This is a genomic window from Streptomyces sp. NPDC016640 (genome assembly GCF_043076215.1).
GTDB lineage: Bacteria > Actinomycetota > Actinomycetes > Streptomycetales > Streptomycetaceae > Streptomyces.
The window spans coordinates 343,229-362,629 of sequence record NZ_JBIBRG010000007.1 but is presented as its reverse complement, the minus strand read 5'-3'; the positions used below and the strand labels follow the sequence as shown (position 1 = coordinate 362,629).

The 19,401-nt window shown below is 74.8% G+C and carries 17 protein-coding genes; 3 read left to right on the top strand and 14 right to left on the bottom strand.

Annotated features, from left to right (window positions below):
- Nucleotides 1-346: 346 nt before the first annotated feature.
- The 7 genes from ACF07S_RS17540 to ACF07S_RS17510 all read right to left on the bottom strand — a co-directional run bounded on the left by ACF07S_RS17540 (nt 347) and on the right by ACF07S_RS17510 (nt 10,379).
- Complete coding sequence (locus ACF07S_RS17540; RefSeq protein WP_391974554.1) at nt 347-475, bottom strand: hypothetical protein; 129 nt, start codon at nt 473-475, stop codon at nt 347-349.
- 266 nt (nt 476-741) lie between these two features.
- A complete protein-coding gene (locus tag ACF07S_RS17535) occupies nt 742-1,854 on the bottom strand; it encodes an acyltransferase family protein (protein ID WP_391964984.1) in 1,113 nt (370 codons plus the stop codon).
- Between the two features lie 280 nt (nt 1,855-2,134).
- A complete protein-coding gene (locus tag ACF07S_RS17530; protein WP_391974523.1) occupies nt 2,135-4,510 on the bottom strand; it encodes an SWIM zinc finger family protein in 2,376 nt (791 codons plus the stop codon).
- Nucleotides 4,507-7,434: a DEAD/DEAH box helicase gene (locus ACF07S_RS17525; RefSeq protein WP_391974522.1), complete on the bottom strand. Its 2,928-nt coding sequence runs from the start codon at nt 7,432-7,434 to the stop codon at nt 4,507-4,509. The genes ACF07S_RS17530 and ACF07S_RS17525 overlap by 4 nt, the downstream gene beginning before the upstream one ends.
- Nucleotides 7,435-7,538: 104 nt before the next feature.
- Entirely contained in the window at nt 7,539-8,117 is a 579-nt protein-coding gene (locus ACF07S_RS17520; RefSeq protein WP_391964982.1) for a sugar kinase, read from the bottom strand.
- Entirely contained in the window at nt 8,114-9,262 is a 1,149-nt protein-coding gene (locus ACF07S_RS17515) for an ROK family glucokinase (RefSeq protein ID WP_391964981.1), read from the bottom strand. The genes ACF07S_RS17520 and ACF07S_RS17515 overlap by 4 nt, the downstream gene beginning before the upstream one ends.
- A gap of 379 nt (nt 9,263-9,641) precedes the next feature.
- The gene (locus ACF07S_RS17510) at nt 9,642-10,379 is read right to left on the bottom strand and encodes a GntR family transcriptional regulator (protein ID WP_391965011.1); all 738 of its coding nucleotides are present in this window, start codon (nt 10,377-10,379) and stop codon (nt 9,642-9,644) included.
- 129 nt (nt 10,380-10,508) lie between these two features.
- Between ACF07S_RS17510 and ACF07S_RS17505 the strand changes: the two genes are divergently transcribed.
- A complete protein-coding gene (locus ACF07S_RS17505) occupies nt 10,509-11,531 on the top strand; it encodes a Gfo/Idh/MocA family oxidoreductase (RefSeq protein ID WP_391964980.1) in 1,023 nt (340 codons plus the stop codon).
- Nucleotides 11,532-11,555: 24 nt separating this feature from the next.
- On the opposite strand, the gene ACF07S_RS17500 is transcribed toward ACF07S_RS17505, so the two are convergent.
- Nucleotides 11,556-12,230 (bottom strand): response regulator, encoded by a 675-nt coding sequence (locus ACF07S_RS17500; protein WP_391974521.1) that lies wholly within the window; start codon nt 12,228-12,230, stop codon nt 11,556-11,558.
- A 59-nt stretch (nt 12,231-12,289) separates the two neighbouring features.
- Nucleotides 12,290-13,540: a histidine kinase gene (locus tag ACF07S_RS17495; RefSeq protein WP_391974520.1), complete on the bottom strand. Its 1,251-nt coding sequence runs from the start codon at nt 13,538-13,540 to the stop codon at nt 12,290-12,292.
- 179 nt (nt 13,541-13,719) lie between these two features.
- On the opposite strand from ACF07S_RS17495, the gene ACF07S_RS17490 reads away from it, so the two are divergent.
- On the top strand, nt 13,720-13,920 hold the full coding sequence (locus ACF07S_RS17490) for a hypothetical protein (RefSeq protein WP_391964977.1): 201 nt from the start codon (nt 13,720-13,722) through the stop codon (nt 13,918-13,920).
- A gap of 55 nt (nt 13,921-13,975) precedes the next feature.
- Here the strand turns inward: ACF07S_RS17490 and ACF07S_RS17485 are convergent, their stop codons facing one another.
- The 4 genes from ACF07S_RS17485 to allB form a co-directional block, all read right to left on the bottom strand.
- A complete protein-coding gene (locus ACF07S_RS17485; RefSeq protein ID WP_391964976.1) occupies nt 13,976-14,404 on the bottom strand; it encodes a ribonuclease domain-containing protein in 429 nt (142 codons plus the stop codon).
- Nucleotides 14,405-14,543: 139 nt separating this feature from the next.
- The gene (locus ACF07S_RS17480) at nt 14,544-15,170 is read right to left on the bottom strand and encodes a dihydrofolate reductase family protein (protein WP_391964975.1); all 627 of its coding nucleotides are present in this window, start codon (nt 15,168-15,170) and stop codon (nt 14,544-14,546) included.
- A 341-nt stretch (nt 15,171-15,511) separates the two neighbouring features.
- Entirely contained in the window at nt 15,512-16,627 is a 1,116-nt protein-coding gene (gene alc, locus ACF07S_RS17475; protein WP_391964974.1) for an allantoicase, read from the bottom strand.
- Between the two features lie 32 nt (nt 16,628-16,659).
- Nucleotides 16,660-18,000: an allantoinase AllB gene (gene allB, locus ACF07S_RS17470; RefSeq protein ID WP_391974519.1), complete on the bottom strand. Its 1,341-nt coding sequence runs from the start codon at nt 17,998-18,000 to the stop codon at nt 16,660-16,662.
- A 235-nt stretch (nt 18,001-18,235) separates the two neighbouring features.
- Here allB and allR point away from each other — a divergent pair, with 235 nt between their 5' ends.
- On the top strand, nt 18,236-19,042 hold the full coding sequence (allR, locus tag ACF07S_RS17465) for an allantoin degradation transcriptional regulator AllR (RefSeq protein ID WP_391964972.1): 807 nt from the start codon (nt 18,236-18,238) through the stop codon (nt 19,040-19,042).
- Between the two features lie 36 nt (nt 19,043-19,078).
- Here allR and ACF07S_RS17460 read toward each other — a convergent pair whose 3' ends face one another.
- A complete protein-coding gene (locus ACF07S_RS17460) occupies nt 19,079-19,393 on the bottom strand; it encodes a DUF5955 family protein (RefSeq protein ID WP_391974518.1) in 315 nt (104 codons plus the stop codon).
- Nucleotides 19,394-19,401 lie beyond the last annotated feature (8 nt).

Here is a 19,401-nt window from a genome sequence, read left to right as displayed (position 1 = left end):
TGGGGGAATCGGGCCAGGTGCCCGTGCGGGGAAGGGGCGGAGTCCTCCGCCTGCCCCGGTTGCCGGCGCAGGTGCTCGCACCGCGCGTCGGCCTCGACCCAGTACTTGCGCAACTGTGCCACCCGTTTCTCGTGTGTCTCGCTGTTACTCTCCGGCAGAGGGGAGCCGTCCTTCCGGTCACGGCCTCGGCGCCTCGCCCCGCACGCCGGCTCCGTTGCCGGACCACCCGGCTGCCGTGACGTCGGGGCAGGCCGCCGAGCTCCACCCCGAGGCTGCCACCCTACGGGGCGCCGTCGTCGCCGGGCGACGCCGCTCACGAAGCTCGGCGGGGGACGGACGGTCCGCGTCAGTGGCCCCCTGTGAGCTGTCCGGCCAGGCGCTGGTGCATGTCGGCGCTGGGTCCGTCGAGGCCGACGAGGGTGACCTTCTTGCCGCGCCGGGCGTACCTGGTCTCGATCGCGTCCGGAACCGCCACGGAGGAGGCGTCCATTGGTGGCCGACGCCCGCTGCCAGACGCTGCGCGCCCGTCTGGAGATGGCCGAGGACTTCGCCGCCGCCACCCTGCGCCGCCGACTGCAGTCCGACGCCCGCTCGGACGCCTGAGTCTCGGTCCGGCACGGCATGAGGTCCGCTACGGCATGAGGGGCCCGGTGCGGCGCGGACCATTCGGTGGGTCCGCGCGCCCGGAGGACCGGGGCCGTTCGCGTTCGTGCCACTCGTCGGCGGAGGCGGGGCCGGGTGTCAGCCCTTGGCCGGCCGTTCGGCCGGGTCCCGGCGGAAGGCCCAGGCCATGTCCGGTTCGGTCACCGGCCGCAGCACGCGACGCACCGGCGGGGTGCACATCAGGGTGACGGCGACGGCCGCGACGACGGTCAGGACGATCTTTCCGGCGGGCTCGTGCAGCCAGGCGTTGCCGTCGATGAAGCCGGAGTACTTGGCGCCCTTGGTCAGGAAGCCATGGAGCAGATACCCGCAGATGGTGCCGGCCCCGAGGACCGTGAACCAGGTGTGACGGCGCGGGACCCAGGCCAGGAAGGCCGCCGTCAGCAGCAGGGAGCAACCGAAGAGCGCGAGGGTCATCACGGCGCCGGTCCACCACGGTTCCCCGATCTCCTGCGCGCTGGAGCGGCGGAAGAACCACTCGTTGCGCATCCGGGTCGCCGCCCAGTACGCGAACGCGAGCGCGCCCGCGAAGAGCGGGATCGCCGCCATCCTGATCGCGCGGCGGTTCAGCAGCCGGAAGTGTTCGGGCTTGAGGCACAGGCCGAGCACGAAGAACGGCAGGAACTGCAGGACGCGCTGGAGGTTCAGGTCCTCACCGATGCCGGGGGTGACGGAGGCCAGCACCGCGATGGCCAGGGCGACGGCGAGGGGGTGGCGCAGCTGCAGCCACAGCGGTGTGGTGAGCCGCCAGATGAACAGCGCGGCGAGGAACCAGGTGAGCATGAAGGGGTCGAGCAGGCTGATGGCGAAACCGGGCTCGTCGGCGACGTAGCGCCGGAACAGCGAGTAGGCGGTCTCGAAGACCACGTACGGAACCACGATGCCGCTGATCAGGCGTCTGATCTGGCGCGGCCGGGCGGCGAAGCTCCGCGACAGGTAACCGGAGACGAGGATGAACGCCGGCATGTGGAAGGTGTAGACGAGGATGTAGAGCGCCTTCGTGGCGCGGCTGCTCTCCACCAGCTCCCACGCGTGCGCCACGGCCACCAGGACGATCAGCAGGTACTTCGCGTTGTCGAAGAACGCGTCACGGCCGCCGGCGGCGGGAGAGGGGCCGGCCCCTGTCGTCGGCGCCGGCTCCTCGGCCGGGGAACGGACCGGCGTGACGGCGTTCGGTATGTCGTTCGACAAAATGCAACCTTCTCGTTACGGAAGAGATTGACCGGAGCGCTCGGACACCGTACCGGTGGCTCGGACCACCGGCCGCGGTGCGGGCCGACAACCCTCTCGCGCACCTGCGACGCCCGCCCCACCCGCGCACAGGAGCAGCCGGGCGGCCGCCGGCCAGCCACCCTAGCAACGCGTTCACCCCCGGTTCGCCGGTGCGTGGCGGGGAGTACACACGGGCGTCCGCCCGCGCCCCGCTCCCCCGGCCACCCGCCCCCGGTCGGCGTCAGCAGCCGGCTCCCGGTCAGCTCAGGTCGGCCGGTGTGTCCAGGCCGGTCAGGGCGCCCACGGGGTCCGGATCGGGGGTGCCGCGGGGCCACCAGTCGTCGTGGCCCGGCTCGGACTCGTAGGCGTACCACAACGCGTCGCGGCCGAGGCGGAGCTGGACGTGGCCCCGGGGGTGGGTGAGGCGGTTGCGCCAGGGGCGGAACGCCGGCAGGTCGGCGGCGAGGAGGAGGGGGCGGGCACGGTCGAAACGGCCGGCCGGCGGGTCCCAGGGCTCCTCGAGCACGGCGAGGCCCGCCCGGCCGCCCTGCCGCCAGGCGGCGACCGCGCGCGCCAGCTCGGCGGGGGTGCGGCCGACGCCGGTGGCGAGGGAGGAGTACAGCGCGCGCGTCGCCGCGGTCAGGCCGGAGCCGGGGCGGGCGGCGGCCAGGCGCACGGCGTCGTGCCACAGGGTGAGCCCGCCGACGGGGTCGCGGCCGGTGGTGAGCAGGGCGTGCGCGCGGGCGGCGGCGTCGGTGGCCAGCTGGTCCAGCGCGAACGGGTCCGGCCCGCCCGGAGCGGCCGGGTACACGGGCGGGGGCCCGGGATGCGGCGGCGGGGGCAGCGGGGCCGGGAGCGACGGGAGGTCGCGGTCGCGCCGGGCGAGGACCTCCGCGGCCCGTACGCCGGGCAGGGGCTCCGGTTCCTTCGCCCGGGCGGCGCGGGCCGCACGGGCGGCGCTGCGCCGGGACAGCGCGTCGATCACCTCGCGCTCACCGCGCCCGCGCAGCAGGAGCAGTGCGAACGGGTCGGCGTCCAGGATCCGGGCGGTCTGGTAGCAGAGGGCGGCGGCGTGTTTGCAGGGGTGGCCGGAATCGGGGCAGCTGCACTGCGGGGCGAGGTCGCCGGGGCCGGGCAGCAGCGGGACTCCGCAGTCGGCGAGGGACTGGGGCATCTCCCCGTCCAGGAGTGCCGCGATGTGGCCGGGCCGCTCGGCGGCGGCGTCCAGGAACCTCTCCCAGTCCGCGTCCCCGAACGTCCGCAGCCGCACCTGTACGCGGTACGGGCGCGGGCGGCTGCCCCGCACGTAGGCGAGGACGAGTCCCGGCGTGACGGTGATGGCGTCGACGTGGCCCCGCTCGGCGTATCCGCGTCCGCGGGCCAGGCGGGCGGCGTCCAGCGCGCCGTCCTCCAGTGCGGTGACCCACGCCCTGCCCCACCAGGTCCCGGCGGGCTCCTCCCCGGGCGAGGGGCGAGGCGCGAACGCGGGGAAGGTGCGGCGGTGGTCGCCGTCGCGGGCGGGGGCCGCCATGGAGGGCGGCGTGGCCCGGGAGGCGGGCGTCGGCGGCGGGGCGCCGGGGGCGGTGACCCAGGCGCTGCCGGGCGGGCGGGGCGGGACGGGTGCGGCGGGGGCCGGGGTGGCCGAGGCCTGCTGCGGAGTACGGGTCCCGGGGGTGGGCTCCCGCTGCGGGTCGTCCGCCGGGGCGGGCAGGTGGAAGGCGTCGGAGAGCGCCGCGCGTACCTGACGCCCACGGTCGTCGGCGGCACGGTCGCCCCGTGTGGTGCGCGGGACCCGGGGGGCGGGCCGGCCCGGTGCCCCGGCCGGCCCGTGCCGGCCGTCGGTCTCCGCGCGGGCGCGCGACGCCTCCTCGCGGGCGGCACGCAACGCCTCCCGTGCGATGTCGCCGGGGCGCCGGGGCGCATCGTCCGGGGCGGTGGCCGCCCCGGTTCCGGAGGACACGGCTTCGGCCGGCACCGCGCCGCCCCGGCCGCCGTCCTCGGCCGGCCCGCCGCGGCCGTCGGTTCCAGGGGCCACCCGGTCACCGGACCCCGTCCCGCCGGACCCCGTCCCGCCGGACACCTCCCCGCCGGCCGCCGCCCCGTCCGTCGGCCCGCCGGACGAGAGCCCTCCACCCGCCTCGCCGGACGCCCACCCACCGGACGTAACGCCTCCGCCCACCGCCTCATGGGGCACGGCCTCACGTGACGCCGGGCACTCGCCCCGTGCGGACCCGCCGGGCGGCATGACGCCGCCCGTTGCCGCCTCACCGGGGGGCGTCCCATCAGGCGACGTCTCGTCGCAGGCCGCCGCCACGGACTGCGTTCCCCCCGCGGCCGGCGCGTCCTCGGGGGCGCCCCGCCCCGTGGGGACGGCGTCGGTTCCGCCGAGGTCGCCGGGCACCGGTTCCGCACCGCGCCGGGCCCGCACCGCGCGGCGCAGTGCCTCGCGGGCGACGTCACCCGGGCGGTGCGCCTGCCCGGCGGGCGGCGCGGTGGTGGCGGGCGGCGCGGTGGTGGCCGGTGGCGCGGTGGTGGCCGGCCGATCCGGGGGCGCGGTGGGCGGCGGATCGCGGCGCACCCGTGCGCGGGCCGCGCGCAGGGCCTCGCGGGCCTCCTCGGACGGGTGGGGGGTCATGCCGGCCTCCGCAGCGACACCAGGTCGGAGAGCTCCCGGTCGGACAGTTCCGTGAGGGCCGACTCGCCGGAACCGAGGATCGCGTCGGCGAGGGCCCGCTTGGACTCCAGCATCTCGGCGATACGGTCCTCGACCGTGCCCTCGGTGACCAGGCGGTGGACCTGGACGGGCTGGGTCTGGCCGATGCGGTAGGCACGGTCGGTGGCCTGTTCCTCGACCGCGGGGTTCCACCAGCGGTCGAAGTGGACGACGTGGCCCGCGCGGGTGAGGTTCAGGCCGGTGCCGGCGGCCTTCAGGGACAGGACGAGAACCGGGGTCGACCCGCTCTGGAAGCGGTCCACCATGCGCTCCCGCTCCGGCACCGGCGTACCGCCGTGGAGGAGGTCGACCGGGACGGCGCGCTCGGTGAGGTGCGCGGTGATCAGGCGGGCCATGCCGACGTACTGCGTGAACACGAGGGCCGAGCCGTCCTCGGCGAGCAGGGTGTCCAGCAGTTCGTCGAGCAGGGCGAGCTTGCCGGACCGGGCGGCGAGCCGGTCTCCCCCGGCCCGCGCGTGCTCCTCCTTCAGGAACAGCGCGGGGTGGTCGCAGATCTGCTTCAGCGAGGTCAGCAGTTTCAGCACCAGACCGCGCCGGCCCATGCCCTGCGCGGTCTCGATGGCGATCATCGACTCGCGTACCACCGCCTCGTACAGCGCGGCCTGTTCGCGGGTGAGCGGGACGGGGTGGTCGGTCTCGGTCTTGGGCGGGAGTTCGGGGACGATGCCGGGATCGGACTTCCTGCGCCGCAGCAGGAAGGGACGCACCAGGCGGGCGAGCCGCTCGGCCGCCTCCTCGTCCTCGCCGGTCTCCACCGCGCGGGCGTGCCGGGCGCGGAACGACTTCAGCGGGCCGAGGAGTCCCGGGGTCGTCCAGTCGAGGAGGGCCCACAGTTCCGAGAGGTTGTTCTCCACCGGTGTGCCGGTGAGGGCCACCCGCGCGGGGGCCGGGATCGTGCGCAGCGCCTTAGCGGTCGCGGAGTGGGGGTTCTTGACGTGCTGTGCCTCGTCGGCGACGACCATGCCCCACGGCTGCGCGGCCAGGGCCGGCGCGGCGGAGCGCATGGTGCCGTACGTGGTGAGGACGAAGCCGCCGGTCAGATCGTCCAGGCTGCGGTCGGGGCCGTGGAAGCGGCGCACGGGGACGCCGGGCGCGAACCGGGTGATCTCCCGCTGCCAGTTGCCGAGCAGCGAGGCCGGGCAGACCACCAGGGTCGGTTCGGTGCGGGCCCGTTTCAGGTGCAGCGCGATGAGGGTGATCGTCTTGCCGAGGCCCATGTCGTCGGCGAGGCAGCCGCCGAGGCCGAGGGAGGTCATGAGGTCGAGCCAGCCCAGGCCCCGGAGCTGGTAGTCGCGCAGGGTGGCGTCGAGGCCGGGCGGCGGTTCGGCGGGCCGTACGCCGGCGGTCAGGCGGTCGCGGAGGGCGGCGAGGACACCGGCCGGGACCGCCTCGACCGTCTCGCCGTCGATCTCCGCGGTGCCGGTGAGGACGACGGACAGCGCGTCGATCGGGTCGAGCAGCCCCAGCTCCCGTTTGCGGGCCTTGCGGACGAGGGCCGGATCGACCAGCACCCACTGGTCGCGCAGCCGCACCACCGGACGGTGGGCCTCGGCCAGCGCGTCCATCTCCGCCTCGGTGAGCGGGTCGCCGCCGAGGGCGAGCCGCCAGCCGAACCGCAGCAGGTCCTCGCTCTCGAAGAAGCCGGTGCCGTCGGTCGCGGAGCCGGGCGCCGGGCGGACCACCGCGGTGGCGGTCAGGTCCTGCGCGAGGTCCCGGGGCCAGTGCACCGCGACGCCGGCCGCGGCGAGCCGGGTGGCGGCCACGCCCAGCAGGTCGTTCAGCTCGTCCTCGGACAGGGCCAGTGCGTCGGGCACGTCCTGGTCGGAGAGCCGGTCCAGCGGCGGCCAGACGCGGGCCGCCCGGCGCACGGCGAGGGCGGCGTCCACCCGCGCGCGGGGGCCGAAGGCGCTGTCCGCGTCGCCCGCCCACAGGGCCGCCGCGTCGGCCACCAGGGTCGGGTCGGCGAGGCTGTGCACCTGCACGATCGCGGCACCCGCGCCGCGCGCGCCGCCGTCCCCGCCGGCTCCCGGGCCGGTGTCGAAGAGGTCGTACGCGGACAGGTCCAGGCGGAGCGAGATCCGCACCCCGGCGTCCATGCCGGCGGCGACCTCGGCGGCCCAGTCGTGGGCGTCGGGCAGCCGCTGTGCCTTCCGCGCGGCGAACGGCGGTCCCGAGGCGCAGGCGGCGGCCGGGGTGCGCGGCAGGGTGTCGGCGACCGCGTCCAGGAAGGCGCGCACCAGCGCCTCCGGCCGGGGCAGCCGGAGCGGCCCCGGTCCGGGCAGCGGGACGGCGTGGCCCTCGTGGGGCAGGGCGGCGGCCACCGCGCGCAGATGTGCCACGTCCTCCGGGTCGAGCGGTCCGGCGCGCCAGGCGTCGTGGCCCGCGGCGGTCAGGCCGGGCAGCAGCCGGCCCCGGGCCGTGAGCCGCAGCGCGTGCAGGGCGGCGGCGCCCCAGCAGGCGGTGGCGGGGTGGGCGGCCGGATCGTGCCGGGCGCGGACCAGGAGCGGGAGTGCCTCGTCGACGGGCAGGGACAGGGCGGGGACGGTCCGCCGCCGTATCCCGGCGCCGTGCGGGCGGACGACGGTGAGTTCGGTGCGTCGCGCGCTTTCGAATCCGGCCGCCCCGTCGGGCTCGTGTCCCTCGTCGGACGCGTGTCCGTCGTCGAGCGGTCCGGGGCCGCCCCGGGGGTCGTAGAAGGCGATGCGTCCCTCGCGCGGGAGGGGCGCGGGAAGGAAGACGGCGGCGAGCCGGACGGGGATGTCCGCCCCGTCCGCGGCGCCGGGTCCCGGCATGCTCCGCCCGGCCGTCACGGTCCGCTCGCCCATACGTCCTGTCACCTCCCGCCCGTGTGCCGGACCAGTCGTCCACGACTCTACGGGCGGGGTCCGACAATCGGCCCCGGCGGCCGGTGCGGGCCGGGTGTGCGGGCTCAGGGCACGGTGCGGGAGACGAGGTACACCCTCGGGTAGCCCGGCTTGTCGTGGTTGACGACGATGTCGTGCGTGGGTGCCGGGTTCCTCTGCTCGTGGACGAGGCCGGACCAGGTGCCGGGGCCGTCGAAGGTCCAGCCGGTGACCTTGCGGGCGCGCTCGCTGATGGGGATGCGGTCCCGCTCCAGATCGGTCTGCCGCACGCCCAGGCTGGTGAGGAAGGCGCTCAGGCCCGCGTCGGTGGTCTCGAACTCGACGTACAGGCGGCTGGTCCTCCAGTTGTTGGTCTCGTAGGTGGCCACCCACCAGGCGGGGTGCGGGACGGGCACCTGGTAGAGGCGGCGCTGGAGCTTCGACGGCCAGCCGTAGGTCAGGCCGGTCGCGGAGTACTTCGCCTCCTTGTCCTTGCCGCTGGCCCGGCTCTGGTTCGCGGAGATCACCAGGTAGCCGGCCGGGATGCCGATGAGCAGCACGATGATCAGCAGGGTGAGCGCCCTGCGGCGGATCATGTGCCGCCGGTCCTCGGCCGGGCGGGGCGTGCCCGGGAGATGCGCGGGCTGGGGAGACTCGCCGGTCACAGCAACTCCTGGGTGGTGCGACGGGCCTCCGTGTACCGCTCGTAGCGCTCGTACCGCTCGACCCGGCGGCGCTTGGCGCGGCGGAAGCGGCGGGCGACCAGCCGGGCGAGGTCGGCGGCGCCGACCATGCCGGCCTCGGGGCCGAGCTGGGCGCGGACGATGTGTGCCTCGGGTCGGTAGCCGCGCCCGGTGAGGTGGCGTTTGAAGGCGTCCCGCGCGGGGCCGATCAGCAGGTCGTCGGCGGCGGAGACGCCACCGCCGATGACGAAGCAGGAGGGGTCGAGGGCGGCGGCGAGGTTGGCGATGCCGACGCCGAGCCACTGCCCGATGTCCTGCAGCAGCTCGATGCACATGGCGTCGCCCTCGCGCGCCAGCTCGGTGATCATCGGGCCGCTGATGTCGGCGATGTTGCCCTTGACGTGCTCGATGATCCCGTAGGCGACCGGCGAGTCGGCGGCGGCCAGTTCGCGTGCCTCGCGGACCAGCGCGTTGCCGGAGCTGTACTGCTCCCAGCAGCCGCGGTTGCCGCAGGGGCAGCGGTGGCCGCCGGGGACCACCTGCATGTGGCCGAACTCGCCCGCGACGCCGAACTTCCCGCGCTTGACCTGGCCGTCCTCCAGGATCGCGCCGCCGATGCCGGTGCCGAGGGTGATCATGACGAGGTGGTCCTCGCCGCGCCCGGCGCCGAAGCGCCACTCGGCCCAGGCGGCGCTGTTGGCGTCGTTGTCGACCAGGACGGGGACGGCGAGGCGGCCGGCGAGGCGGTCGCGCAGCGGCTCGTTGCGCCAGGACAGGTGGGGGGCGAACAGCACGCGGTTGCGGTCGGCGTCGACCCAGCCGGCCGCGCCGATGCCGACGGCGTGCACGTCGTGCCGGTCGGAGAGGTCCAGCACCAGTTCGACGATGGTGTCCTCGACCACCTTCGGGCTCTTGGACTTGTCCGGGGTCTCCGTGCGGAGCCGCTCCAGGATGTTGCCGTCGGCGTCGACGACGCCCGCCATGACCTTGGTGCCGCCGATGTCGATGCCCACCGTCGGGACACGGGGCGCCGTCAGGTGGGAACGGCGCTCCCGCGTCCCGACGGTTCTCAGGACCGTGGCGCGGCGGGAGCCGATGGGGGCGGAGAAGTCGCGGTAGGTGCTCATCGTGTGCGATTGTGCCGCACGCGTGCGCCGATCGTGGTGCGGGGCAGGTCGGGGGTGGTGCGCGTCATCGCCGGACGTGGGCGCGTCGTGGTGGTTCGCACGGTTTGCCGCGCCCCGGCGGCGTCACGGCCCCCCGCACGGGGACGTGGTCCCGGATCAGGCGGCCACGGGGCCCGAGGGCGGGCGGCGACGAGCCGGACGGTCCGTGCCCCGGGCGGAGGGCCCCGGAGGCGGGAGCCCGGGACAGCAGTGCCGCAGGGGGCGCCGCAGTGCCGGAGGCGGCCGGAGGGCCGGGGGACGGCCGCAGCGCCAGGGGGTCGGTCGCATTGCCGGGGGCGGTCACATTGTCCGGACATTGCGACGGAACCCCGCGCGGCGCTCAGGACCGTACGAGCAGCTGGAACTCGAAGGAGTAGCGGGAGGGCCGGTAGGTGTGCGTCCCGAACTCCACCGCGCGCCCGGTGTCGTCGTAGGTCACGCGCTGCATGGTGAGCAGCGGGGCACCGGCCGGCTCGTCGAGCCGCTCGGCCTCGGTGGCGGTGGCGGCACGGGCGCCGATGGTCTGCCGGGCGCTGTGCAGGGTGATCCCGGCGGCCCGCATCAGCCGGTACAGGCCGGTGGCCTCCAGCTGCCCGGTGTCCAGGTCGAGGAGGCCGGGCGGCAGGTGGTTGCACAGGTGGGCCATCGGCTCCCCGTGCGTGAACCGCAGCCGTTCGATCCGGTGCACCTCGCTGTCCTCGGCCACCGCGAGCGCGGCCGCGACCTCGGCGGACGCGGCGACGACGGTGTTGACCAGCACCGTGGTGGCGGGGCGCTGACCGGCCGCCTCCAGGTCGTCGTAGAGGCTGCTCAGTTCCAGCGGGCGCTTGACCTGGCTGTGCACCACCTGGGTGCCGACCCCGCGACGGCGTACGAGCAGCCCCTTGTCGACGAGGGACTGGATGGCCTGGCGGACGGTCGGCCGGGACAGGCCGAGCCGCGCGGCGAGCTCGATCTCGTTGCCCAGCAGGGTGCCGGGGGTCAGCACGCCGTGCTCGATGGCGGACTCCAGCTGCTGCGACAGCTGGAAGTACAACGGCACGGGGGAACCGCGGTCCACGCTGAGTTCGAGCTGCACGGTCGGGTCCACTTCTGGTTTCGGCACGGGCCCGAGCGTAACTCCGTGCGCTGTTGACGGGAAGTCGTGTAGTTCGGTTGTCCGGACATGCACATTGACAGGGAGCGGCGCCGGGCCCACTTTGTTTCCATGCGCATCGGGGTCATCGGTACGGGCCGTATCGGCACCATTCACGCCCACACGCTCAGCAGGCACCGCGACGTCGGCTCCCTGATCCTCACGGACGTGGATCCGGCGCGGGCCCAGGCCCTCGCCCACCGGCTCGGCGAGACGGCGGCGCCCGGGGTGGACGAGATCTACACCTGGGGGGTGGACGCCGTGGTGATCACGGCGGCCACGTCCGCACACGCCGAGCTGATCGGCCGGGCGGCCCGCGCGGGCCTGCCGGTGTTCTGCGAGAAACCCATCGCCCTGGATCTCGCGGGCACGTTACAGGCGATCGCGGAGGTCGAGGCCGCCGGGACCGTCCTGCAGATGGGCTTCCAGCGCCGGTTCGACGCCGGCTACACGGGAGCGCGCGAGGCGGTGCGCTCGGGACGGCTCGGGCGGCTGCACACCGTACGGGCGATGACCAGTGAGGCGGAGCCGCCGCCGGCCGGGTACCTGTCGCAGTCCGGCGGGCTGTACCGGGACACCCTGATCCACGACTTCGACATCCTGCGCTGGGTGACCGGCCGGGAGGTCGTGGACGTCTACGCCACCGGGAGCGACGCCGGGCCCGCCGCGTTCCGCGAGGCGGGCGACGTCGACACCGGCGCGGCGCTCCTCACCCTCGACGACGGCACGCTCACCACGGTCACCGCCACCCGGCTGAACGGCGCGGGCTACGACGTACGCATGGAACTCGCCGGGGAGCGGGACCAGATCGTCGTCGGCCTGGACGACCGTACGCCGATCGCCTCCACCGAGCCGACCGGGCCGCCGGCCGCCGACAAGCCGTGGACCGGGTTCCTGGAGCGGTTCGGGCCCGCCTACGAGGCGGAGCTGACCGCGTTCGTCGAGGTGGTCCGGGGCGAGCGGGCCAACCCCTGCGACGGGCGCGAGGCCCTCCAGGCGCTGCTGATCGCGCAGGCGTGCGAGACGTCCCGCCGGGAGCGCAGACCGGTGCGGCCGACGGAGCCCCTGAGCGGGGCGGCAGCGGCGTTCACCTGACATCCCCGCACCCGGCACGGGCCGTCACGGAGTGTCGGTCTCCTCCAGCAGATCCGCGTCGTGGGCGAGCAGGGCGATCTGTACGCGGTTGTTGAGGCCGAGCCCGGCCAGGATCCGGGAGACGTGGGTCTTGACGGTGGCCACGCTCATGTACAGCTCCGCGGCGATCTCGGCGTTGGCCAGGCCCCGCCCGACCGCGACGGCGACCTCGCGTTCGCGGTCGTTGAGGCCGGCGATGCGCTCACGCGCGCGGGTGCGCCGTGTGCCGGCGGCGGAGCCGGCCGCGTGTGCCATCAACTGCCGTGTGACGGCGGGCGACAGCACCGGATCGCCGGCCGCGACCCGGCGCACCGCGGCGACGATCTCGGCGGGCGGGGTGTCCTTGAGCACGAACCCGGCGGCGCCCACGCGCAGCGCCCGCAGCACCTGCTCGTCGGCGTGGAAGGTGGTGAGCACCACGACCTGCGGGGCGTCCTCGCGCCGGCGCAGCGACTCGGTCGCGGTGAGACCGTCCACCGTCGGCATGCGGATGTCCATGAGGACGACGTCCGGGCGGGTGCGGTCGACGAGCGCCTCGACCTCGCCCCCGTCGGCGGCCTCACCGACGATCTCGATGTCGTCGGCGCCCCCCATCATGAAGGACAGCCCCGCCCGCACCAGCGGGTCGTCGTCGACGAGGAGCACTCTGATCGCAGTCATGGGCGGTAGGTAATCACGGCCGGGCCGGGCCGGGACACACCGCGCGCCACGGTCCCGGTTCACCCCCGCGGCAGCCGTGCCCGTACCTCGAAACCGCCGTCGGGGGCGGGCCCGTGCTTCAGGGTGCCGCCCGCGAGGCTCGCCCGTTCGGTGAGGCCGATCAGTCCCTGTCCGGCGCCGGGCACGGGAGGTACGTCCCCCTCGGGCGCGGGATTGCGCACGATCACGGTGAGGTCCTCCCCCGGTCCGCCGGTGACGGTGACGGTGACCTCCGTGCCGGGGGCGTGCTTGCGCGCGTTGGTCAGGCCCTCCTGGGCGATCCGGTAGGCGGTGCGGCCGACGGAGGCGGGGACGTGCTCCGGGGCGGTGACGCGGTTCTCCAGGGTGACCTTCATGCCGGCCTGCCGGGACTCGGCGGCCAGGGTACCGAGCGCCGCGAGCGTCGGCTGCGGCCGGCCCGCGTCGTCGGACTCGCCGGCCCGCAGCACGCCGATGATCTCCCGCAGGTCCTGCAACGCCTCGTGCGCGCTCTCCCGGATGACGCCGGCCGCCCGGGCGATCTCCGCGCGCGGGGCGTCGGGCCGGAATTCGAGCGCGCCGGCGTGCACGCTCAGCAGGGTCAGCCGGTGCGCGAGCACGTCGTGCATCTCCCGCGCGATGGCCTCGCGGGCGAGCCGCTGCGCCGTATCGGCCCGCAGCCGCGCCTCCGTCTCGGCCCGCCGGGCCCGGTCCCGCAGGCTCAGCACGAGCTGCCGCTTGGACCGTACGAACATGCCCCAGCCGACGACGGCGACCTCCAGCACCACGAACAGGAGGATCGAGGCGAGATAGGGCAGATCCGGGTCGGGGCGCCACCAGAAGTAGACCGGTACGAGGACCAGTTGGGCCCCGCCCACCCACAGCACGTACCGGAAGGGCCGGTGCACGGCGAGCGTGAACAGGGAGATCACGACCACGCCGCCGGATGTCTCCGAGACGAAACCGACCGGGACCATGACCGCGGCCAGTCCGAGCGGCCACCGCCGGCGCAGCCAGACCGCGGCGCAGGACAACGCGCCGAACACCTGGTCGGCGGCGGCCACCGCTTCCGGGACACGGTCGTTGGTGCTGAGCGCGTCGGCGCCGAGCAGGCCCACACCGACGGCCAGCAGGAAGCAGGAGAAGTCGACGAGCCAGTCGCGCGCGGTGCGCCGGGGCCGGCTCCCGGTGCGGGCCGTGTCGGGGGCGAGTTCGTGCATGAGGGCGGACGGGAAGTACCACCGGCGCCCCGTGAACTCATGGGGGTTCCGCGCCGCCTTGTCACCTGTCACGGTCGACGAATCTACGCAGTGGGCGCCCGGGGCGCCGGGTGCCGGACGGGATCGGCTACCGAAGTCGCGGCACCGCAGACTTTCGGCGCACCGGCCGGCCCGGACGGTGGACATGCGTCGGGAGGGGCTCGCCCCGCGGCCGATGCGGGTGGGGGGTCCGCGGGGCGAGAGTCGACGGCATGAAGCAATTGCTGGAGGTTGCGGGCTTCCTCGCCGTGGTGCAGGGAGTGGCCGGTCTGGTGAGCGAGTTCTCCGGCTGGGACGGGGGGCTCGTGCGGCGGATCGGTTTCCTCGACGGCCACGAGATCTACGGGAGCTTCGCCCTGCTCGTGCTGGGCATCGCCCTGTTCGCCGCCGCCGGGCGCCGGAAGTCCGGCTGATCACCCACGGCAGCGGAGGCCCGGCCGGTCACCCGCCGGGCCTCCGGGCCGGCGGTCAGCAGCCGTGGTCGACCAGGTCGAACGAGGCGTAGTGGTCGGCGGTGTAGTAGTCCTCCTGGTACTCCTCACCGGTGACGATGCGGCGCGCGCCACGGGTGGGGGAACCGGGCGTGATCACCGTGTACTCGTGGTAGTAACCGCTGGACCGGCCGGGCAGCAGGCCCTCCCGGTTCTGGAAGACGGTCCCGTCCTGTTCGAACGGATAGGGGCCGCCCCGCCCGATCAGGTCGAGCGTGTCGTGCGCCTCGGGGGGCAGGTCGCTGTAGCAGATGTCGCCGACCGCCGGGACGGAGGCGGAGGCGACCGGGCCGGCGGCGGGTGCGGCGGCGTGGGCGGTGGTCGCGGAGACCGTGCCGCCCAGGAGGAGGGTGGACAGGAGTACGGCTGCGGCGCCGGTCCGAGCGGCGCGTGGGGGGAATCGCATGACCCCATGATGACGCGCGTAGATGCTGGCATGTCAATGACAAGTATGAGAATTTTCCCGTCGGATCCGGTGAGTTTTCCGGGACGTGACCTGCCGCTCGACCCCCGTCCGGGCGGCAGGTCGGAGGGTGCCGCCGCGGTCAGGCGTTCTCCGGGAGTTCGTACGAGCCGTACTCGGGGCGGCCCGCGAAGTCGTAGGTCTGGACGGACACACCGGCGGCGGTGATCCGGCCGCCGGTGTGCCGGAACGCGGTGGGTGCCGAGCCCTCCGGGAACAGGCGGCGCCCGGCGCCGAGGACGACCGGGAAGGTCAGCAGGTGGAGGGTGTCCACCAGGTCGAGCGCGAACAGGGACCGGGCGAGGGCACCGCTGCCGTGCACCTGGAGCTCGCCCTCGGTGCGCTCCTTGAGGGCCGTGACCTCCTCGGCGAGATCGCCGCCGAGCACCGTGGTGCCGGCCCATCCGGGGTCGGTGAGGGTGGTGGAGACGACGTACTTCGGCAGGGCGTTCAGCTTGCCGGCGACCGGGTCGGCGGGGTCGGTCACCTTCGGCCAGTACCCGGCGAAGATGTCGTACGTGCGACGGCCGAGGAGGAAGGCGCCCACCCGGGAGAAGACCTCGTCGACGAACCGGCCGAAGTCCTCGTCGCCGTAGGGAACGCTCCAGCCTCCCTGGCCGAAGCCGTCCCTGGTGTCCTCCTGGGGACCGCCGGGCGCCTGGTAGACGCCGTCGAGGCTGACGAAGGTGGTGACCACGAGCTTGCCCATGAGGGGTTCCTGTCTTTCGGTGGGCGGGTTGTACCGTCATCGGCTCAGACCCCGGCGGAGCCCGCAACTCATCGGTCGGGCGACAGGTCGACGTCCGTTCGCCTCCGGTGTTCCGGCGGCGGGGGCGCTGGGAGGGACGCGTGAGGACGCACGTCTCCGGGAAGACACCGGTTCATCACCGCCGGCACCTGTACGACCCGGCGCGTGCTGGGGCCCGGCGGAACCCTCCACGCCATGAGCAGGCCGGCACCGGCGGGTCCGGCCGAGGCCCCGGCACGGGAACCGGGCGGACGCGGGATCACGGCGGACGCCGTCCCGCCGGGAGGCGGCGGGTTGCGGGGTCAGCCGCCCAGTTCCCGGTGGCGGGCCGCCAGGGCGGTCGCCCCCCGCTCGGTCAGGGAGCCGAACAGGCGCAGCCGGGAGATACCGCCGTCGGGGAAGACGTCCACGCGCGCGTGCGTGCCCACCGCCGGTTCCGGCAGCGGGAAACGGTGGTTGGTGTCGGGCTGGAGCCGGGTACGGGGCAGGATCTCCCGCCAGTCGCCGTCCGCGCCGTCCCTCACGGACACCGACGCCCAGCCGGCGCTGTTGCCCTTGAGATACGCCGTGTCGATCTCCAGGGCCCGGATCCGCGCCTGGGCGGCCAGCCGGTAGCGGATCCAGTCGTGGCCCCGGTCGCGGCGGCGCCGGGTCTCCCAGCCGTCGTCCATCCTGCCGGAACGGCCGGGCCGGATGGTGTGGGCGGCCGGCGAGTAGAAGAGGTCCGACGCGTCCTCGACCCGGCCGCCGTTCTCCAGGGCGACGACGTCGAAGGTGCCGAGCGCCGCGAGCCACGCCGGTTCCGGGACGACCTCGCCGTACACGCGCAGCCGGGCGATGCCGCCGTCGGGGTGCTGCTTGAGACGCAGGTGGGTGAAGCGCCGTTCGGCGGCGACGGCGAAGCCGTTGGCCGCGTGGCCGCCCACGGGGGTGCGCGGGACCAGCGTCGTCCACGTCACGCCGTCCGCGAGCAGCTCCTCCGGGGACGGGGAGCCCGCCACCGAGGTGCCCTCGACCGACACGGCCTGCGGGTGGTTGCCGCGGAAGTGGGCGGTGTCCACGACGATGCCGCGGACCACGCCGGGCACGCCGAGCCGGATCAGCGCCCAGTCGTGGTCCCCGGCCGTCGGCCAGGGGTGCTCGGCGCGGGTGCCGCGCCGCCGCCGGGTCTCCCAGCCGTCCATGATCTTGCCCTTGTGCCCGAAGTGCCCGGGGGCGAACTCGGCGCGCCCCGGCAGCAGCAGGTTCTCGCGCTGCGCGAAGAACTCGTCGTTGGCGGCGATGACACCGGCGCCGAGCCGGCGGTCGGCGAGGTCGGCGAGGTGGGTGAAGGGGAGGTCGGCGGTGCGGTAGTCCGCGTACGGGTCGCCGCCGCCGTAGGGACGCGCGTCGCCGGTGAAGCTCTCGATCGCCGTCACGGTGATCTGGTCCTGCCTTTCGGGTGCCGGTGTCAGGGGGATCGGGTGAGCAGGCGGCCCTTCGGTTCGGTGAACTCGCCGCCGGCCACGACGCGCCGGCCGCGCAGCCAGGTGGACCTGACGACGCCGTACAGGGTCCGGCCCGCGTACGCCGTCACGCGGTTGCGGTGCTGGAGGGCCGCCGGGTCGACGGTGAAGGTCTCGTCGGGGGCGAGGACGGCGAAGTCGGCGTCGTGTCCGGGCGCGATGGCGCCCTTGCGCCCGTCGAGTCCGACGAGCGCGGCCGTGCGCGTCGACATCCAGCGCACGACGTCCTCCAGGCCGTGGCCGCGCCCGCGGGCCTCGGTCCAGACGGCCGGCAGGCTCAGCTGGAGGCCGGAGATGCCGCCCCAGGCGGTGGCGAAGTCGCCCGTCTTGAGGTCGGCGGTGGAGGGGGAGTGGTCGGTGACGACGCAGTCGACGGTGCCGTCCGCCAGGGCCTCCCAGAGCAGGTCCCGGTTGGCGGCCTCACGGATGGGCGGGCAGCACTTGAACTCGCTGGCGCCGTCCGGGACCTCCTCCGCGGTGAGGGTGAGGTAGTGGGGGCAGGTCTCGACCGTGAGGCGTACGCCGTCGGCCTTGGCGGCGGCGATCGCGGGCAGCGCGTCGCCGGAGGAGAGGTGCAGCACGTGCACCCGCGCGTCCAGCCGCCGCGCCCGGTCGACGAGGTGGGCGATGGCGGCGTCCTCGGCGTCGCGCGGGCGGGAGGCGAGGAAGTCGGCGTACCGGGGGCCGCCGTGCTGCGGGGCGGCGGCGAGGCGGTGCGGGTCCTCGGCGTGCACGGCCAGCAGCCCGTCGAAGGCGGCGATCTCCGCGAGGGAGCGGGCCAGTTGCCCCTGGTCGAGGTGCGGGAACTCGTCCACGCCGGAGGGCGACAGGAAGGCCTTGAAGCCGAAGACGCCGGCTTCGTGCAGCGGGCGCAGGTCCTCGACGTTGTCCGGCAGGGCGCCGCCCCAGAAACCGACGTCCACGTGCGCCTTGTCGGCGGCGACGCGCCGCTTGGTGCGCAGGTGGCCGACGGTCGTGGTCGGCGGGAGGGAGTTGAGCGGCATGTCGATCAGCGTGGTGACGCCGCCGGCCGCCGCGGCCCGCGTGGCGGTCCAGAAGCCCTCCCACTCGGTGCGGCCCGGGTCGTTGACGTGCACGTGGGTGTCGACCAGGCCGGGCAGCAGGACGTCGTCGCCTAGGTCCTCGACGCGGGCGTCCCCGGGAACGGGCGCGTCGTACGGCAGCACGGCCGTGATCGTGCCGCCGGCGACCGCGACGGACGCGGGACGCGTTCCCCCGGGAGTGACGACACGCGTCGAGCGCAGCACCAGTTCGGTGTCGGACACCCGCATCCTCCTGCACTTCCGCGACAGAATTCAACGTTCTGTTGAAGGAGTCTTCCCCCCTGCCTCCCCCTCGTCAAGGGGACGCCCGCCGCGCGGCCCGCCGCGGGACACCCCCTGGAGGATTCCACGAGACGGAATCATGCTTTCGGGAAGCGGGGCACAGCCATGCGCAAGCGGGCGGCCGACCGGCCGCCGGGTAGGCTTCTGCCTTCCGCCAGCCCGAAAGGAACGCGCCGTGCCGACGTCCAGCGCCAGCACCACCGACTCCGCCCGGTCCGCCGCCGGCGGCGGCGTACAGTCCCTCGAGCGCGCCTTCGACCTGCTCGAACGGATGGCGGACGCGGGCGGCGAGGTCGGCCTGAGCGAGTTGTCCGCGAGCAGCGGGCTGCCCCTGCCGACCATCCACCGCCTGATGCGCACCCTCCTGGCGTGCGGCTATGTGCGCCAGCAGCCCAACCGCCGGTACGCGCTGGGTCCTCGGCTGATCCGGCTCGGCGAATCCGCCTCCCGGCTGCTCGGCACCTGGGCGCGGCCTCATCTCGCCCGGCTGGTGGAGGAGACCGGCGAGACGGCGAACATGGCGCTGCTCGACGGCGACGAGATCGTCTACGTGGCGCAGGTGCCGTCCAAGCACTCCATGCGGATGTTCACCGAGGTCGGCCGGCGCGTCCTGCCGCACTCCACCGGCGTGGGCAAGGCCCTGCTGGCCGGCTTCCCGGCGGAGGAGGTGCGTGCCCTGCTCGGCCGTACCGGCATGCCCGCCGCGACCGACAGGACCATCACCACGCCGGAGGGCTTCCTCGCGGCCCTGGAGGAGGTACGCCGCCAGGGCTACGCGATCGACGACAACGAGCAGGAGATCGGCGTCCGCTGCCTGGCCGTGCCGGTGCCGGACTCCCCCACGGCGGCGGCGATCTCGATCTCCGGTCCCGCGGGCCGGGTGACCGAGTCGGCGACGGAGCGGATCGTGCCGGTGCTCCAGCAGGTCGCGGCGGAACTCTCCGAGGTGCTCACCACGCCGGGCGCCACCCCGGCCGGCTGACCGCCCCGCCGGGGCGAACGGCCGTACGGACGCGCGTCAGCCGTGCGGTGACCGGCCGAACAGGTCGACCGCCTCGCGCAGTTCGCGCACGCCCTGCCCCAGCGCGCTCACCGAGCCGATCGCGCCGGCGATCAGCAGCAGGCAGCGGCGCAGCCGGAGAACGTCCGGGTCGCCGGCGGCGGCCATGGCATCCAGTGCCGAGAGTTCCTCCTCCGCGATGCTCCGGTCCCTGAATTCCGCCGGGTGGGCGGCGAGTTGACGGCGTAACCGGGAGACCGCGGACCGCAGCTCCCTCACCCGCGGGTCCACCTGACTGCCTGGTACACGCCTCTGCTCCACGCTCCGCAACACAGTCCTCC

Coding starts and splice junctions, on each gene's coding strand:
- ACF07S_RS17530 (WP_391974523.1), bottom strand. CDS start 4,510: ATGACCCCCCACCCGTCCGAGGAGGCCCGCGAGGCCCTGCGCGCGGCC.
- ACF07S_RS17485 (WP_391964976.1), bottom strand. CDS start 14,404: ATGCGATTCCCCCCACGCGCCGCTCGGACCGGCGCCGCAGCCGTACTC.
- ACF07S_RS17500 (WP_391974521.1), bottom strand. CDS start 12,230: ATGACTGCGATCAGAGTGCTCCTCGTCGACGACGACCCGCTGGTGCGG.
- ACF07S_RS17515 (WP_391964981.1), bottom strand. CDS start 9,262: ATGAGCACCTACCGCGACTTCTCCGCCCCCATCGGCTCCCGCCGCGCC.
- ACF07S_RS17525 (WP_391974522.1), bottom strand. CDS start 7,434: ATGGGCGAGCGGACCGTGACGGCCGGGCGGAGCATGCCGGGACCCGGC.
- ACF07S_RS17505 (WP_391964980.1), top strand. CDS start 10,509: ATGCGCATCGGGGTCATCGGTACGGGCCGTATCGGCACCATTCACGCC.
- ACF07S_RS17480 (WP_391964975.1), bottom strand. CDS start 15,170: ATGGGCAAGCTCGTGGTCACCACCTTCGTCAGCCTCGACGGCGTCTAC.
- ACF07S_RS17490 (WP_391964977.1), top strand. CDS start 13,720: ATGAAGCAATTGCTGGAGGTTGCGGGCTTCCTCGCCGTGGTGCAGGGA.